This window comes from Streptosporangium album (genome assembly GCF_014203795.1).
In the GTDB taxonomy this organism is placed as follows: Bacteria; Actinomycetota; Actinomycetes; order Streptosporangiales; family Streptosporangiaceae; genus Streptosporangium; species Streptosporangium album.
In genome coordinates this window covers 3,053,362-3,069,097 of the sequence record NZ_JACHJU010000001.1, presented here as the reverse complement: position 1 = coordinate 3,069,097, position 15,736 = coordinate 3,053,362, and the positions used below count along the sequence as shown (strand labels likewise).

General features: G+C 70.9%; 13 protein-coding genes and 1 tRNA gene. 1 reads left to right on the top strand and 13 read right to left on the bottom strand.

Annotated elements, in window-relative coordinates; all coding sequences use genetic code 11:
- Positions 1–53: 53 nt before the first annotated feature.
- The 3 genes from FHR32_RS14670 to FHR32_RS14660 all read right to left on the bottom strand — a co-directional run bounded on the left by FHR32_RS14670 (position 54) and on the right by FHR32_RS14660 (position 3,980).
- Positions 54–1,709 (bottom strand): chaplin family protein, encoded by a 1,656-nt coding sequence (locus tag FHR32_RS14670; RefSeq protein ID WP_184754813.1) that lies wholly within the window; start codon positions 1,707–1,709, stop codon positions 54–56.
- A 230-nt stretch (positions 1,710–1,939) separates the two neighbouring features.
- Entirely contained in the window at positions 1,940–2,560 is a 621-nt protein-coding gene (locus FHR32_RS14665; protein WP_184754812.1) for a hypothetical protein, read from the bottom strand.
- A gap of 112 nt (positions 2,561–2,672) precedes the next feature.
- On the bottom strand, positions 2,673–3,980 hold the full coding sequence (locus FHR32_RS14660) for a M20/M25/M40 family metallo-hydrolase (protein ID WP_184754811.1): 1,308 nt from the start codon (positions 3,978–3,980) through the stop codon (positions 2,673–2,675).
- Between the two features lie 164 nt (positions 3,981–4,144).
- Between FHR32_RS14660 and FHR32_RS14655 the strand changes: the two genes are divergently transcribed.
- Positions 4,145–4,230: transfer RNA gene (locus FHR32_RS14655), tRNA-Leu, on the top strand.
- A 115-nt stretch (positions 4,231–4,345) separates the two neighbouring features.
- Here the strand turns inward: FHR32_RS14655 and FHR32_RS14650 are convergent.
- The 10 genes from FHR32_RS14650 to FHR32_RS14605 all read right to left on the bottom strand — a co-directional run bounded on the left by FHR32_RS14650 (position 4,346) and on the right by FHR32_RS14605 (position 15,735).
- A complete protein-coding gene (locus tag FHR32_RS14650) occupies positions 4,346–5,206 on the bottom strand; it encodes a 3-methyladenine DNA glycosylase (protein ID WP_184754810.1) in 861 nt (286 codons plus the stop codon).
- A gap of 101 nt (positions 5,207–5,307) precedes the next feature.
- Positions 5,308–7,608 (bottom strand): polysaccharide lyase 8 family protein, encoded by a 2,301-nt coding sequence (locus FHR32_RS14645; RefSeq protein WP_184754809.1) that lies wholly within the window; start codon positions 7,606–7,608, stop codon positions 5,308–5,310.
- Between the two features lie 45 nt (positions 7,609–7,653).
- Positions 7,654–8,841, bottom strand: a complete 1,188-nt coding sequence (locus tag FHR32_RS14640) for a phospholipase D-like domain-containing protein (protein ID WP_184754808.1) — start codon at positions 8,839–8,841, stop codon at positions 7,654–7,656.
- Between the two features lie 3 nt (positions 8,842–8,844).
- Positions 8,845–9,921 carry an ABC transporter ATP-binding protein gene (locus FHR32_RS14635; RefSeq protein ID WP_312882345.1) on the bottom strand — a complete coding sequence of 359 codons (1,077 nt, stop codon included), beginning with the start codon at positions 9,919–9,921 and terminating at the stop codon, positions 8,845–8,847.
- Complete coding sequence (locus tag FHR32_RS14630) at positions 9,899–10,894, bottom strand: ABC transporter ATP-binding protein (RefSeq protein ID WP_184754807.1); 996 nt, start codon at positions 10,892–10,894, stop codon at positions 9,899–9,901. The genes FHR32_RS14635 and FHR32_RS14630 overlap by 23 nt, the downstream gene beginning before the upstream one ends.
- Before the next feature lie 23 nt (positions 10,895–10,917).
- Positions 10,918–11,832 carry an ABC transporter permease gene (locus FHR32_RS14625; RefSeq protein WP_184754806.1) on the bottom strand — a complete coding sequence of 305 codons (915 nt, stop codon included), beginning with the start codon at positions 11,830–11,832 and terminating at the stop codon, positions 10,918–10,920.
- Complete coding sequence (locus FHR32_RS14620) at positions 11,829–12,755, bottom strand: ABC transporter permease (RefSeq protein WP_184754805.1); 927 nt, start codon at positions 12,753–12,755, stop codon at positions 11,829–11,831. Before FHR32_RS14620 ends, FHR32_RS14625 begins: the two co-directional genes overlap by 4 nt.
- Positions 12,752–13,807: a LacI family DNA-binding transcriptional regulator gene (locus FHR32_RS14615; protein ID WP_184754804.1), complete on the bottom strand. Its 1,056-nt coding sequence runs from the start codon at positions 13,805–13,807 to the stop codon at positions 12,752–12,754. The genes FHR32_RS14620 and FHR32_RS14615 overlap by 4 nt, the downstream gene beginning before the upstream one ends.
- 33 nt (positions 13,808–13,840) lie before the next feature.
- Positions 13,841–15,388 (bottom strand): ABC transporter substrate-binding protein, encoded by a 1,548-nt coding sequence (locus tag FHR32_RS14610; protein ID WP_221465408.1) that lies wholly within the window; start codon positions 15,386–15,388, stop codon positions 13,841–13,843.
- 11 nt (positions 15,389–15,399) lie between these two features.
- Positions 15,400–15,735 carry a hypothetical protein gene (locus tag FHR32_RS14605; RefSeq protein ID WP_184754803.1) on the bottom strand — a complete coding sequence of 112 codons (336 nt, stop codon included), beginning with the start codon at positions 15,733–15,735 and terminating at the stop codon, positions 15,400–15,402.
- Position 15,736 lies beyond the last annotated feature (1 nt).

Genomic DNA, 15,736 nt, shown 5'->3' with positions numbered 1-15,736 from the left:
GTACGTCATCCCCGGTGAAGCCGGGAAGACATGGCTGGATGGTTACTACTGCCTTACTTCTTGCCGAAACGGAGACGGCGGGTGGCCACGAAGAGCGTGGCAGAGGCGGCGGCCAGGGCACCGAGCAGCAGGGCGGCCAGCGAACCGGAGTTCATTCCGGTCACCCCGACGGGCTGAGCGGCGCTCATCAGGCCGAGGCCACTCACGGGGAGGGCGCCACCGAGTGGGGTGGAGGAGACCAGGCCGGTCACGGGAGCCATCGGCGAACCGGCCTGCTGGGCGCCCGCCTGGGTGCCGGGCGTGACCGGAAGCTCGGGCAGACCGGCCATGTCCCGCATCGCCCCGGCGACGGGGAGGCCCGAATCCTGCGCCGCCGTACCCGGCATGGCACCGCCGAGCGCCGGCATCGCGGGGAGCGCCGGGACGAGGCCGCTGTTCTTGTGGGTGGCCATCCGGGCCCAGTGGCCGCGGTGCCCGCCCCCCGGTTCGCCGACGTAGGAGCCTCCCAGGCAGCCGGCGGCGGCGTCACCCAGAACGGCGACGGCGTTGCCGCAGACGTTGACCGGCGCGGTGATCGGCGCGACGATCTGGTTGCCGCCCAGGATGCTGCCCCGGCCGGAGGTGGTGTTGCCACCCACCCCGCCCCGTCCGCCGTTCTTGACCGAGGCGCCGCCCTTGCACCCGGCGAAGGCCCCGCCGAGAACGGCGACGGCGTTGCCGCAGACGTTGACCGGCGCGGTGATCGGCGCGACGATCTGGTTGCCGCTGCCGGCGCCGAAACGGCCATCGGTGTCATTGCCGGTCGAACCCTTCCGGCCAGGCCCGCCGTTCCAGCCGCCCCCGCCGTTCCAGCCAGGCCCGCCCTGACCACCCTGACCACCCAAGTAGCCCTTCCCTCCGTGTCCGCCGGGACCGCCAGGCCCGCAGGGGCGGCCGGGATGACCAGGACAGCCGGGGCCACCCGGCCAGCCCGGCCCGCCGCCATCGGTCACCTCGGCGCCGCCCTTGCATCCGGAGAAGGCTCCGCCGAGGACCGCGACCGAGTTGCCGCAGACGTTGATCGGCGCGGTGATCGGCGCGACGATCTGGTTGCCGCCCAGGATGCTGCCCCGGCCGGAGGTGGTGTTGCCACCCGCCCCGCCCCGTCCGCCGTTCCTGACGGACGCGCCACCCTCGCATCCCGCGACGGCGTCACCGAAGACCGCGACCGCGTTGCCGCAGGCGTTGACCGGCGCGGTGATCGGCGCGACGATCTGGTTGCCGCCCAGAATGCTGTGGTCGCCGTCCGTCCGGTTGCCGCCCGCCCCGCCCCGTCCGCCGTTCCTGACGGACGCGCCACCCTTGCAACCCGCCTGGGAGCGGCCGAACACCGACAGCGCGTTGCCACAGGCGTTGACCGGCGCGGTGATCGGCGCGGTGACCTGGTTGCCGCCCAGGATGCTGCCCCTGCCGGAGGTCTCGCCGGGGATGCCTCCGCCGCCGAGGTTCTCGACGGAGGCGCCGCCCTGCGAGGACGCGGCCGACTCACCGGCGACGGCGACGGCGTTGCCGCTGATGTCGATCGGCAGGGTGATCGGAAGGTTGAGCTGGTTGCCGCCGCCGATCGAGCCGTCGCCTGAGGTGTCCGCGAGAGCCGTACCGCTGCCGAGGGCCATGACGCCCAGCGCGAGCAGAGCCGCGGGGGCCGTGCCCTTAACCCACGTACGCATAATTGATCTCCTTGCGGTTCTTGGGGGATACCTGACATCTCGTGTTCGGCGCACGGAGCCGCGCGAAGTCCTGACGGGAACCCGCACAGCGGAAGCCCCGGCGGCCGTCACAAGGGATGGAAATTACTCACCGTCACGAAGGGAGCGGCTCCCCTGGGGACCCGGGGGCAAGGCACGCTCCGCGACCGGCATGCTCGACTGGAGAAACGAGCCCGGTCTACGGGGTGGCGTCAGTCAGGAGAGAAGGAAGGGTCGTCCGCCGCTGTGCGGACGACGGGGGGCAGCACGAACGCCGACGGGGCGCTCTGTGCCGTCAGCCGCGGGTCGTGGACAGACCGCACGACGTCCCCCACACATGATCCGGAGAGACCGGACCCACCGCTGCTCTGAGGCACGAGTCCATCCGCGCCAGAACTGTGGTCAACGGTGGCGGGAGCCGGGGATGTGGGTTTCGACTGGCTGGTGAGCCCGTCAACGCCCTTCCCGGCCATGGCCTCGGCGTTTCCTGTCGCCGACAGCCCGCCGCTGTCCGTGGGGAAGACATCGGCCTGGACGGCCGATCCGGAAGCGGCTGAGTCGGGGGCGTCGGAGCGGGCCGTTCCTGTCGCCGCGGTGGTGTCCGCGGCCGCCGGAGCGGCGCTGAAGAGCCCGAAGACGACGACGAGCAGCCACCCGGCGGCCAGCAGGCCGCCGATCGCGAGGGCCCGCCTGACGATCTGCCCGGTGCCGGCCGCGAACCGCGCCATCCGGTGCACCGGGTCGGAGATCGCGCCGCCGTCGGAGACAGCCGCGGGCACGCGCCGAGCAGCGGGCGATGACGCCCTCCACTGCTCCTGCGGCGCACGTGCCACGTGACCTCCCCATCGCTCCGGGGTGGGCCTGCTTCTCGCACGACCCAACCCCTCAACGGAGAGTTACGCTAGCACTACAAACAGCTAGTGCAATGTGTTTCCAAGGAACGTCTCAGCAAGCGTCCAGGAAACGGTCAAGCACCCGGACCCCGAACCTGAGGGAATCCACCGGCACCCGCTCGTCCACCCCATGGAACATTCCAGAGAAGTCCAGGTCCGCGGGGAGCTTCAGCGGTGCGAACCCGAATCCGCGCATGCCCAGCCGGCTGAACGCCTTCAGGTCCGTACCGCCCGACAGGGTGTACGGCACGGCGAGCGCACCCGGGTCCTCGGCGAGGAGCGCGTCGGCCATCGCCCGCACCAGCGGCCCGTCGAACCCGGTCTCGACGGCGATGTCGTGGTAGACGAACTCCCTGGTCACGTTGGGGCCCAGCAGCTCGTCGACCGTCGCGAAGAACTCGTCCTCGTATCCCGGCAGGAAGCGGCCGTCCACGTGCGCGGTGGCGGTCTGCGGGATCACGTTCGCCTTGTAGCCGCCCGCCAGCATGGTGGGGTTGGCGGTGTTGCGCAGCGTGGCGCCGATCATCCGGGCCAGCGGCCCGAGCTTGGCCACGGTCGCCTCGGCGTCGTCCAGGTCGAGTTCGAGCTCCAGTGCCTTGGAGGTCTCGGTGAGGAAGGTCCGGACCGTCTGCGTGAGCCGTACCGGCCACTCGTAACGTCCGATGCGACCGACCGCCTCGGCCAGCTCGGTGACGGCGTTCTCGCTGTTGAGCATGGAGCCGTGCCCTGCCCGGCCACGGGCGGTCAGCCGCATCCAGGCGATGCCCTTCTCGGCCGCCTCGATGAGATAGAGCCTGCGGGCGTCGTCAAGAGAGACGCTGAACCCCCCGACCTCACCGATCGCCTCGGTGCACCCGTCGAACAGGTCCTTGTGTCCGTCGGCCAGCCACTGCGCGCCGTAGGTGCCGCCTGCCTCCTCGTCGGCGGTGAAGGCCAGCACCACGTCCCGCGGCGGCCGGCGGCCCTCACTGAGCCGCTGCCGCACGACCGCGAGGATCATCGCGTCCATGTTCTTCATGTCGACCGCGCCACGTCCCCAGACGCAGCCGTCGGCGATCTCCCCGCTGAGCGGGTGGTGGGTCCAGTCGTCGGCGTTGAAAGGGACGACGTCGAGGTGCCCGTGCAGGAGCAGCGCGTCGCGGGAGGAGTCCTCCCCCGCGATCCGGGCGATCACGTTCGCCCGGTTGCTGTCCGATTCCAGGATCTGCGGCTCCAGCCCGACCTCGGCCAGCTTCCCCGCGACATACTCTGCGGCGGCCCGCTCGCCGGGGCCGGAGTTGTCACCCGCGTTGGTCGAGTCGATCCGGATCAGGTCGCTGCACAGCCCGGCGACCTCGTCCTCACCATTGAGTGCGGTCATGTCGACTCCTTCGGTTCGGTACGGCTTGCACCTCTCATCCTGCCGTCGCCGCAGGCCGGCCGGCATCCCCCGGGGCCGGGTCGCTTACCGATATGACGCACGCTCAAGAGTTTGCTAATCTAAGTGCGCCGACGCGGGATGACGGTCCCGCGTGCAGGCACCACGTCCGGGTGGCGGAATAGGCAGACGCGCTAGCTTGAGGTGCTAGTGCCCTTTGCGGGGCATGGGGGTTCAAGTCCCCCCTCGGACACAAATCTTCTGCACACGTGGAGGTCGGGCGACAGCCGGGCCTCCACCAGCTGTTTCCGGGGCCGGTAGGTCAGGCGCAGCCCGCAGCCTGATCCGCGGCCCCCGGGGGCCGCGGATCAGGGGCGGCGGGTGCCGGCGAGCAGCCGTTCGCAGGCGTCAAGCAGGCGTTGCCGCTGCGGCCGCGCCCGCTCGGCGAACCCCCGCTGCTCGGCGGCGTACTCAGCCCGCCCCTCGGGCGTCTCGATCCGGATCGCCCGATGGCCGAGCGAGCTCAGGTCGTACGGGCTGGCCCGCATGTCCACGACGCGGATGTCACGGGCCAGCATGAAGCAGTCGGCGACCAGCTCACCGCTCACCAGCGGTGACAGCTTGTACGCCCACTTGTACAGGTCCATGTTGGCGTGCAGGCAGCCCGGCTGCTCCAGTTCCCGCTGCTGCTGCCGCGTCGGCTGCAGCGCGTTGAGCGGGCGCGCCTCAGGGGTGAAGAAGCGGAACGCGTCGAAATGTCCGCACCGCACGCCCCGCTGCTCCACGACCTCCGCGATCTCCTCCCCGCTGAGCCGCAGCGGCCAGGTGTCGTGCCGTACCTCCACGGTCTTGTAGACCATCGCCCACTCATGCAGGCCGAAGCAGCCCAGATACGCCGTCCGTGCCGCGGTGGCGGCCAGCAGCCGCGCGATCCACTCGACGGCGGGCCCGCGCCTGTCCATCAGCGCCGCGGTGTCGAGCGTGGCCCCCTCGGAGGTGTCGAGGTAGTCGCGGCCGAAGCCGCGCGCCCCCTTCAGGACCACCCCGGCGCCCGGATGCCACTGCCGCAGCCGCGCCGGCCGGTGCCCGTAGTAGGTGAACAGGAAGTCCTCGATGGGATGGGCCTCGCCCCGCGCCCTGCGCGCCAGGTGCGGCGCCGCCCATGCCTCAACCCGTCGCCGGTGGGCCTCCGCCCGGGCCTGCCACTCCTCCGGCTCCAGAACCTCCATCGCTGAATGGTATGCGCGGGCCGGTGGTGCCCGGTGGGCGGCCACGGTCCGACCCGGCTCGCGGCGCGATGGGGGATCCGGCTACGCCGCCGGCCGCCTCGCTAGCCGAGCCGCACGGTGACCGTCGTCGAGCTGCCGCCCCGGTCGGACAGCCGCCCGAAGGCGAGCGTGAGCTCCGCGCCGGTCGCGGCGCGGAGCAGGAGCGGGTGCCCGTGGAGCACCTCGGCCACCGGCCGGTCCCAGGTCACGATCAGCCCGCCCAGGTCGCGCCGGGGGTCCGACACGGTCAGCGTGGCCGTACCGTCGCCGCCCTCCCTGACGAGGATCGCGCAGGGAGCGGAGGCGGCCAGGCCGCCGACGGCTCCGCCGTTCCAGAAGTTGACGGCGGTGATGCCGAGTGACGGGACCTGGACGCCCTGCTGCCGTGCGGTGTTGGCGAGCACGCGCGCCCAACCGGGATCGGCGGCGCGGGCCCGGGTCGCGGCCAGGCTCGCACCCGGCAGGAGCAGGTAGACGTAATCGGCCGAGCCGGGGTCGACACCGTGGTCGAGCCAGAGGGTCACATAGCTCCGGGTCACCGGATCCGGGCCGCCGGTGCGTTCCTCGCGCAGTGTGCGCAGGCGGGCACAGGGCAGGACGTAGCCGCCGTGTCCCGGAAGGTGCGCCCAGCCCGCCTTGTCGTCCACGGTGAGGAGCGCGTCGGTTCTGCGGTTGTCCACGATGGTCTCGACCGGCACGCCGTCCTTACCGGTGATCGCGGCACCCAGGCAGACGACCGCGTCGTCGAGGAAGAACCACGACTTGAAGGCCTCCATCGTGCTCTCGAAGCCGTTCAGGTGCTGGCCGACCGCCGCGTACATGCCGTCGGTGGCGCCGCCCACCCAGCGGCCCGGCGGGCAGGTGTCGCCCCACCCCGCACCGGCGCCGTCGGCCAGCCGCCGGGTGGAGACGGTCGTGCCCGGCAGGCGGTAGGGGTCGACGGTGTACCAGAAGGAGTCGGAATACTGATCGCCGTGGCCCTCGCCCCACCAGTAGAGGACTCCCGAGCCGGTGTGCCAGCCACGCAGGTTCTCGCCGTTGCCGTGCTCGTAGTGGCCGATCCGGTAGGAGGCCATGCTGAGCCCCGCGCACCAGGTGGGCCTGCGGTGGACGGCGCGGGCGCTCATCGCCAGCAGCCGGTGCCCGGCGGGCTCGTCGGCTGCGGGGATCGCGTCGTCGCCCAGGACCGCGGCGAGGCGGGCGTGAAAACCCAGATCGTCGCGCTCGGCCGCCTTGAGCATGGGCGTGCAGGTGTCCCGCAGCGCCCACCCCTTGACCATGCCCTGCCAGCGGGCCCGCTCGGCGGCGGAGGCCGTGTCCCCCAGCAGCAGGATCGCGGCGGCGATCCCGCGTCCCCTCCGGTGGTCACCGTATGGTTCCCGGCTGATCCCGCGGCCGCTGACGAGGTCCATGCAGAAGCCGTCGTGGACGACCGGTGCGAACGACCTCTCGACCATGTCGAAGACGACCTGCCGGGCCGGGTCGGTGATCTCCCACGGCGAGCCGCGCAGCACCGCGAACAGCGTCGCGAGACCGGACAGCATCACCGCTCCGTACCCGCCCTGGTAGGGGACGGACGTGTGCTGGACGAACGAGCCGTCCCGGTAGATTCCGTCGCCCTCGTAGACATAGGGGAAGACCGGGGAGAGCGCCGAGGCGGCCAGCGCGGCCTTCCCCCGGTCGGATCCGAGGATGGCGCGCAGCAATGTCACCGTGCACAGATCCACCCGGTTGGCCCCGGTGCTGGTGCCGCTGTAGTCGTTCAGGCGGCACTCGGGGAGGAAGTGGTCCACCGCGTCCCGCAGCCCCCTGCTCTGCCGTCCCGTCAGGTGCGGACCGATCAGCACGGCCGCGTCGAGGAGCTTCTTGGGGACGCCGATCTGCCAGTTCCACCAGTTGCCGACCGGGTCCGCGCCTGCGGCGTACACCTGCCGCCGGTAGTGGTCGACGCCTCCCGCGACGGCCGCGGCCAGGTCCGCGTCGCCGGTCAGGCCGGTCCTCGGCAGGGCGTACGCACGGGCCATGGTCCGCAGCCGCGCCGGGGTGTCGATAAAGGAGGGGAACGCCAGATCGGGCCAGAGCGACGCGTCGGCCGGCACCATGGTGGAGCGGTATCGGGCCGCCGCCGCCCCCAGCTCCGCCAGCCGGGTCCGGTACGGCTCGGCCGCCGCGTCGAACCCCGACCCGGCCGTCACCTCCCGCCAGCGGCGGCGCAGCGGGGCGAAGGGATCGCCCGCTGTGTGCGCGGCACGGGCCGGGACCGGCGCTCCGGCCGCCGTGCGCCCGGCATCCGCCACGATCAGTGCTCCAGCTGCGGCGATGCCGCTGAACTGGAGAAACAATCGCCTGGAATATCCGTTCACCCCTAAATTGTCAGGGGAAATCGCCCCTGCCCGGTCAGCGGCGGCTCAGGAGACCGGCACGGCCACGGCCCGCATCCTGTCGAAGTTCGCGACGTACTGCCGGTAGACGGCCTTGTCGTTGAGCCGCAGCAGGGCTTCGTCGTTCCGGCGCAGTGAGGTCTTGATGTAGTTGTGGCTGCCGGTGAAGACCCAGTGGGCGTTTCGGTCCCCGTCGTAGGAGCCCTCGACGAGCAGGTATTTGGAGTGGATCCGGCCGGGCAGCGCGCTGCCGTCGCCCAGGGTGCGCAGCTCGATGCGCGGCTCCGCCAGCAGGACCCGCTTCACCTCGTCGTCCATGATGCCGTAGACGATCTGGACCGAGCAGCCCTGAGCGGCCAGGTCGCGGAGCCTTTCGGGGATGGCGATGCGGTAGGTGTCCCACTCCGACATCCCGACGCGGAGGGTGGTGCCGCCTCGGCAGGAGACCTTGTCGAGGCTCTCGACGACGGTGTCCGTGGAGGCGTCCGTCCCCGCCCTCGGGAAGAAGTGGGCCCGTACCGAGCCGCCGGCCGCCCCGGTCGTGATGACGCGGTAGTAGTCGGGGTTCTTCCGCTCGGCCGCCAGATCCTTGAAGTAGCCGTCGTACGCCTTGTACAGCCGCCGGTTCCCCGGCAGGACCACCGCGTTGTTCCAGTATGTCGAGGAGTTCAGGTCGGTGAGGTTGGCCGACGACTGCACCACCACGTCGGAGGCTCCGCCGGACCGAGAGAACAGGTAGAACTTGTTGTGCTGGCCCTTGTCGCCGATGCAGGCCGCCGTGCCGCCCGACGGCGGGCCGGAGCAGACGTGCAGCCAGGAACCGGCCGAGGTGTCGGTGCCGAGTTCGGCCGCCAGCTGCGAGGCCACGGCGGCGCCACGCGAGTCGCCGTCCAGGATGACCTGCACCTTGACGTCCCGCCGGTGCGCCTTGATGAGCTCGCCGGCGAAGTCCGTGCCGGCCGTGCCGGACATGACGAAGTGGGCCACCTGGATCCGGGCTCCCGAGGGGGTCTGGTGGATCAGGCTGCACAGGGCCCGCACGATGGCGGCCGGGTCGCCGCCTGCCGGCTCGCTGAAGACCGCACCGGTGGTGACCGGCGCGTCCGGCGCGTCCGCGCAGGTGGTGTCGCTCGCCGCGGCCGTGCCGCTTCCGGCGAGTGTGGACCCGGTCACGACGGCGGCGGCCACCAGCACGGACAGGAACTTACTGGACATGGATCACTCCTTCTTGGGGCGGCTTGGATCCGTGTCGTCCGCCGCGGTCGTCGGGGACGGGGCGGCCTCGGGGAAATGGCAGGCCACCGGGTGGCCTGTGCCGCGGTCGAGCAGCGCCGGCTCCTCGTCCCGACACCGATCTTGGGCCCGCCAGCAGCGTGTCCGAAAACGGCAGCCTGAAGGCGGGGCCAACGGTGAGGGAACATCTCCCTGCAGGACGATCTCGTGCCGTTCCTCGTCCCGCCAGTCATCGAGACTCGGCGCCGCCGACATCAGTGCCTGGGTGTAGGGATGGGACGGATGCCGGTAGACGCTCTCCTTCGAACCGAGCTCGACGACCTTGCCCAGATACATCACCGCGACCCGGTCGCAGATGTGGCGGACCACACCGAGGTCATGGGAGATGAACAGGTACGCGACTCCCAGATCGCGTTGCAGGTCCCTGAGCAGATTCAGGATCTGCGCCCGGACCGAGACGTCGAGGGCGGACACGGCCTCGTCACAGATGATCAGCCGCGGCCGTACGGCGAGCGCACGGGCGATGCTGATGCGCTGCCGCTGGCCGCCGGAGAACTGGTGCGGGTACCGCCCGGCGTGCTCAGGGCGGAGGCCGACTCGGCTCAGCAGGCTCCGCACCTCGTCGTCCCACTGTTCCCGCGGCACGAGCCCGGGATGGATCCGCCATGCCTCCTTGAGCAGCGCGGCGACGGTCATCCGCGGGTTGAGCGAGGCGTAGGGGTCCTGGAAGATCAGCTGGATGTCCTGGCGGAGCCGGCGCATCTCCCTGGCCGGCAGCGTCCTCAGGTCGCGGCCCTCGAACAGCACCCGGCCGCCGGATGGGCGCACCAGGCCGACGATGGTCCGCGCGATCGTGGACTTGCCGCAGCCGGATTCGCCGACCAGGCCAACGGTCTCTCCGGCCCGTACGGTGAGACTCACCCCGGCAACGGCGCGGATCTCGCCGCCGGAGCGGCCGATCCCGCGACGCAGACGGTAGCCGGTGACCAGATCGGTCAGCTCCAGCAAGGGGGTGCCGTCGCCGGCCCGGGTCTCTGACTCAGCGAGCGCCGGTGTGGACACCAGCGATCACCTCCTCTGCGAAGTGACAGGCGCTGGCCCGCTGCGGGCCCAGCTCGCGTGGTTCGGGCTCCACCTCCCGGCACCTGTCCCGGGCGAACGGGCAGCGGGGATGGAAGGAGCAGCCGGCGGGTGGCGCGGTGAGATCGGGTGGGTGGCCGTCGATCGCCTCCAGCGGGGCGCCGTCGTCACGCAGGGTGGGCACCGCCCGCATCAGGCCCAGGGTGTACGGGTGGGCGGGACGTTCGTACACCTCCGCCACGGTGCCCGTCTCGACGATCCGGCCCGCGTACATCACCGCCACCCGGTCGGCCGCGCGTGCGACCACCCCGAGATCGTGGCTGATGATGATCATTCCTAGCCGCTCGGCCCGCTGGCGCTGCCGGAGCAGCCTCAGGATCTGTGCCTGCACGGTGACGTCCAGCGCGGTGGTGGGTTCGTCGGCGATGAGCAACCGGGGGTCGAGGGCGAGTGCCATCGCGATCATCACTCGCTGACGCATGCCGCCTGAGAAGCGGTGCGGGTGGTCGTCCAGACGCCGTTCCGCGTCCGGGATGCCCACCTGGGTCATGAGCTCCGCCGCCCGGCGGCGGGACTCCCTCCGGCCGAGGCCCCGGTGCCTGCGGAACATCTCGGCGATCTGGTATCCCACGGTCAGCGACGGGTTCAGCGCGCTCAACGGATCCTGGAAGATCATTGCGATCCGCTCGCCGCGCAGTCGCTGCCACTCCCGGTCCGAGAGCCCCGTGACGTCGCGGCCCTCGATCGCGACACGGCCCGCGGCGATGCGCGCCCGCAGCGGCACCAGCCCCAGCAGCGTCTGCGCGGTCACGCTCTTGCCGCTGCCGGACTCACCGACGATCGCCAGCGTCTCACATTCGTTGACCTGGAAGGACACGCCCCGGACCGCCCGCAGCGGGCCCTTGGGCGTATCGAACTCCACGGCCAGGTCGTCGACCTCCAGCAGCGGGGTCATCGGCTCGGCTCCTCCCACCATCGTCAAAGCTCCGTCATCGGGTCGGAGGCGTCGCGGAGCAGGTCGCCGAGGATCCCGATGCTCACCACCACCAGTGCCAGGGCGGCGCCGGGCGCCGCGGCGATCCACCAGGCCGAGGCGAGGTAGTCACGGCCTTCGGCGATCGTCGATCCCCAGGACGCCTGGGAGGACGGCACGCCGAGGCCGAGGAAGCTCAGCGAGGCTTCGGCGACCATGGTCAGGCCGACCTGCACGGTCGCCGCCACCAGCAGCGGCGGCAGGCAGGTCGGCAGGATGTAGTGGAACAGGATCCGCCCGTGCGACGCGCCCATCACCCGGGCCGAGTCCACGAACTCCCGGTCGCGGACCGCGATCGCCGAACCTCGCACCACCCGGGCGAAGATCACCCAGCGGGTCACCGCGAGCGCGATGATCACGTTCACCATGCTGGGGCCGAGCACCCCGGCCAGCAGGATGGCGAGCAGCAGGCTGGGGAAGGCGAGCTGGATGTCGCCGACCCGGGAGATGATCCCGTCGGCCCAGCCGCCGAAGTATCCCGCCAGCAGGCCGAGCAGCAGGCCGACCGACCCGCCGACGAGCACGGTGACCAGGGCCACGGTCAGCGAGGTGCGCATCCCCGCCAGCACCTCGGCCAGGATGTCCTGGCCCACCTGGTCGGTGCCCAGCCATGCGACGACGCCGTCGGACAGCCGGGTCCCGGGTGGCAGCAGCCGGTCCGGAGGGCTGGTCCGGGCAGCGTCGAAGGGCAGGAAGATCGGACCGAGCAACCCGGCCGCCACGAACAGCAGCACCGTTCCGAGGGCGAGATGGGCGCGCAGCGGCAGCCCGGCCAGCCGCCGGAGTGCCGCCGCGGCCGGCGGCCGCCCCACCTCCAGCGCCGGGTCGTCGCTCCGGTCGGGTAGTTTCACCGGCCTCATGCGTTCTCCAACTGAATCCTGGGATCGAGGTACGCGTAGAGCACGTCGACCAGCAAGTTGAGCATGATGTAGCAGACCGTGATCACGGTGAGGATGGCCTCGACCACGGCATAGTCACGGAAGGTGATGGAGTCCACCAGCAGCGAGCCGATCCCGGGCCAGGCGAAGATCACCTCGACGATGACGCCGTTGGCGATGAAGTTGCCCATGAGCAGGCCGAGCATGGTCACCACCGGGACCAGGGTGTTGCGCAGGACGTGGATGGAGAAGATCACCCTGCTGCTCAGCCCCTTGGCGCGGGCCGTGCGGACATAGTCCTGGTTCATCTCCTCCAGGATCCCGGTCCGCACGAGGCGGCCGAGCCAGCCCACGAACGGCAGCGCCAGGGTGAGGGCGGGCAGCAGGAGGCTCGCCATCGTCCCGTCCGCCGTGCTGGGCAGGATCTGCAGCCACCGTGCGAAGATCAGCGAGAGCATGATGCCGATCCAGAAGGGCGGCAGGGCCTGGCCGACCAGCGAGGACACCGAGATCAGATGGTCGACCACCGTGTTCGCGTGCCGGGCCGCGTAGGAGCCCGCGAGGAATCCCAGGATCACCGTGAACACCATGGCCCAGGCGGACAGGGTCAGGGTGGGCCCCAGCCGCTCCAGGCAGGCGTCGAGAGCGCCCACGCCCTGCCGCCACGACTGACCGAAGTCGAGACGGACGATGTCCTGGAGGTGGCCCAGATACTGCGCCGGCAACGGTTCTCCGAGGCCCAGCTCCGTGCGCAACGCCTCCAGTTGATCCGGCGTCGCCTGGCTGCCCAGGATCAGCTCGGCGGGGTCGCCCGGCAGCACGCGCAGGGCGACGAAGACGATGGTGACGGCGCCCCAGATCTGGAGCAGGGCCTGCGCCAGCCGGCGGCCGAGGAAGGCGGTCATGTGCCGCTCCCGCCGCTTGACGCCCGCGCGACCAGCCGGGGCGGGAAGAGGATCTTCTCCGGTGCGCCCCCGGCCGCCGGCCGTTTCAGTCGCCGGAGCATGTGGTCCACGGCGGACACGCCGATCTCCGTCGCGGGCAGGTCCACGGTCGTCAGGGTGGGGATTACATAAGGGGCGAACGGATGACCGCCGTAGCCCACGACCAGCACGTCCTCTGGAATCCTCAGACCTGCCTCCTCGGCGACGCGGTACACGCCGAGTGCGAAGTAGTCGTTGCCGGCGACGAAGGCCAGGGGCCGCTGCTCCGTCCGCAGGACATCCCGGGCCAGCCGATACGCCTCGCTCGGATCCCACGGGAGGGCGCTCTGCTCGAGCCGCCGGGTCGGCACCTTGATCACGCTGTCCGGCCCCATGGGCAGCCCGCCCTCGGCCATGGCCCGCCGATAACCCTCGACGCGGTCGGCGACCGAGGAGACCCTCAGGTCCTCCTCCAGGAAGTAGATCCTCCTGGCGCCCCGGGCGATCGCGTGCCTGGCGGCCTCGTAACCGCCCTGGACATGGTCGACGCCCACGAGATCGGTGTTCAACTCGGGCACGTCGCGGCTGATCAGGACGAGGGGAACCCCGGCGGTACGGAAACGGCGCCAGTGTTCGGCGCCTTCCTGCACCGCCACCACGAGAACTCCGTCGACTCCGCGGCGCAGCAGCTCCTCGGCCGCACGCCGCTCGTTGGCCAGGCTCTCCTCCGTCGCCATGAGCAGCAACGAATAGCCGTGCTTGCGGCAGTGCTGCTCCATGGCGCTGATGAGCTGCGCGTAGAACGGGTTGGACGGGTTGGTGATCACCATGCCCAGGGTGGTCGCCGACCCCAGCACCAGTGACCGCGCCGTGGAGTTCGGCACGTAGCCGAGCCGTTCGGCCTCCTCCTTGACGCGGGTCCTGGTCTCCACGCCGACGTTGTCCTTGTCCGCGAGCGCACGCGAGACGGTGTTGACCGACACGCCGAGGCTCTCGGCGATGTCCTTCAGGGTGGCGCGGCGGGCCTCACGCATAGGGTCCCCAGACTGGTTCGAGTTGCACATGCATCACCTGGCGGTCGACACCGCGCGGAACTCGGGCTGGCTGTTGGCCGCGGGAACGAACCCCTGCACCGTGGAACGGAGCCCGTACGTGCTGGAGAGCGCCGCGGGGAAGACGCCGACCGCATCACGCCAGATGATCTCGCACGCCTGGCCGTACAGTGACCCGCGTCTGTCCTGGTCGGAGGTCGAACGGGCCTCGGCGAGGATGCCGTCGAGCTTCTTGTTGGAGTAGCCCATGCGGTTGGCGTCGCTGGTGTAGAGCCTGCCCAGGGTGTAGTCGGCGTCTCCGGTGGTCACGGTGTTCACCTGGAGCTCGATGTCCCAGTCCAGAGCCGTCAGCCTCTTGATCCAGGCCGCCTTCTCGATCTGCTGCGGCTCCACGGTGACGCCCACCTTGGCCCAGGCCGAGATGATCGACTGCGCCAGTTCGGTCGCCAGCGGCCCGGTGTCCTTGAACCACATCATCGAGGTGCGGATCCCCGAGGAGTAACCGGCCTCGGCCAGTTCCCGTCTGGCGAGTTCGGGGTCGTACTCGTACGGCTGCTGGCTCGCGTGGCCGAAGACCGCCGACGGGATCGGGGCGTCCATGACCGTCGCCGCGTCACCGTACAGGTTGGAGACGATGCTCTTGACGTCCAGCGCGTGGGAGAGCGCGCGGCGGACGCGCACGTCCGAGAACGGCTTGCGGCCGCAGTTGAACCAGGCGAGGAAGTAGTTCACGCCCGGCTTGCTCTCGACCCGCACGCCGTTCACGCCGTTCAGCCGCTTCAGCTCGTCCGGCGGGATGATCCAGGTGACGTCCACCTCCCCGTTCTGCAGGGAGGTCATCCGAGTCGACGCCTCGGGGATGTACGGCAGGCGCAGCCCGGGCAGCTTGGACGCACCGCCCCAGTAGTTCGCGGCGGGCTTGAGCAGGAGCTGTGAGGACGGGGTGAACGACTCGACGGCGAACGGGCCGCTCCCGATCGGTCTGCGGAAGAAGCCGGCTCCGCCCAGGTGGGCCGCCGGGAGGACGAAGGCCAGCGTCAGGTTCACCAGCAGCGTGCCGAGGGGATCCTTGGTGGTGAGCCTGACGGTGTGCCGGTCGGGCGCCTCGATGGCATCGAGCGCGGACCACAGCGGCTTCTGCGGCCCCACCGACGTGGCCAGCCGCTCCAGCGAAGCCTTCACGTCGGCCGAGGTCAGCTCTGTGCCGTCGTGGAAGGTGACGTCGTCGCGGAGGGTGAACTCCCAGGTCTTCTCGTCGGGCTGCCGCCAGGACGTGGCCAGGCCGGGGACCAGCTTGTCGCCGTCCCTGGTGACCAGCGTGTCGTAGATCTGCCGGTTGGCCAGCAGCGACGCCTCGTCCACCGCGCTCGCGCCATGCGGGTCCAGGTCGTTGATCGCCTGGTAGAACGCGGCGCTGAGCGGCCGGTTCCCGCCCGACGCCGACCCCGTTCCCGGACCTCCGGGGGCGCACCCCGAGACCAGGGCGGGGAGGGAGACGCCGGCGACCCCAGCCCCGAGGAGGGTCAGGAACTGTCGCCTGCCCATTCCCTCCATTGCTGCCATGACGGTTCCTCTCAGCTCTTGAGCGCCAGGTAGATCAGGACTTTCGCCTGCGGATCGCCGCCGCGCAGCGAGGCCCGCAGCCGCAGCCAGTGGCCGAACTCCCGCACCCGCCAGGACACCAGGCCCGGCTCCGTCGTCACCTGTTCGGCGGTCTCGTCGTCGCACCAGTGCAGCCCGTCGGGGGAGACCTGGGTGGCCAGGTGCAGAGTGGGCGCGTCGCCCTCCAGTGCCAGGGTCCGCACGAACCAGCGCGCTTCCGTCGCCCACCCCGCTTCGTACGGCTCGGTCGTGAAGTCGGCGGTGAAAGTGGTGTTGCGCTCCAGAACGGCGGTAAGAGCATGCTTCATG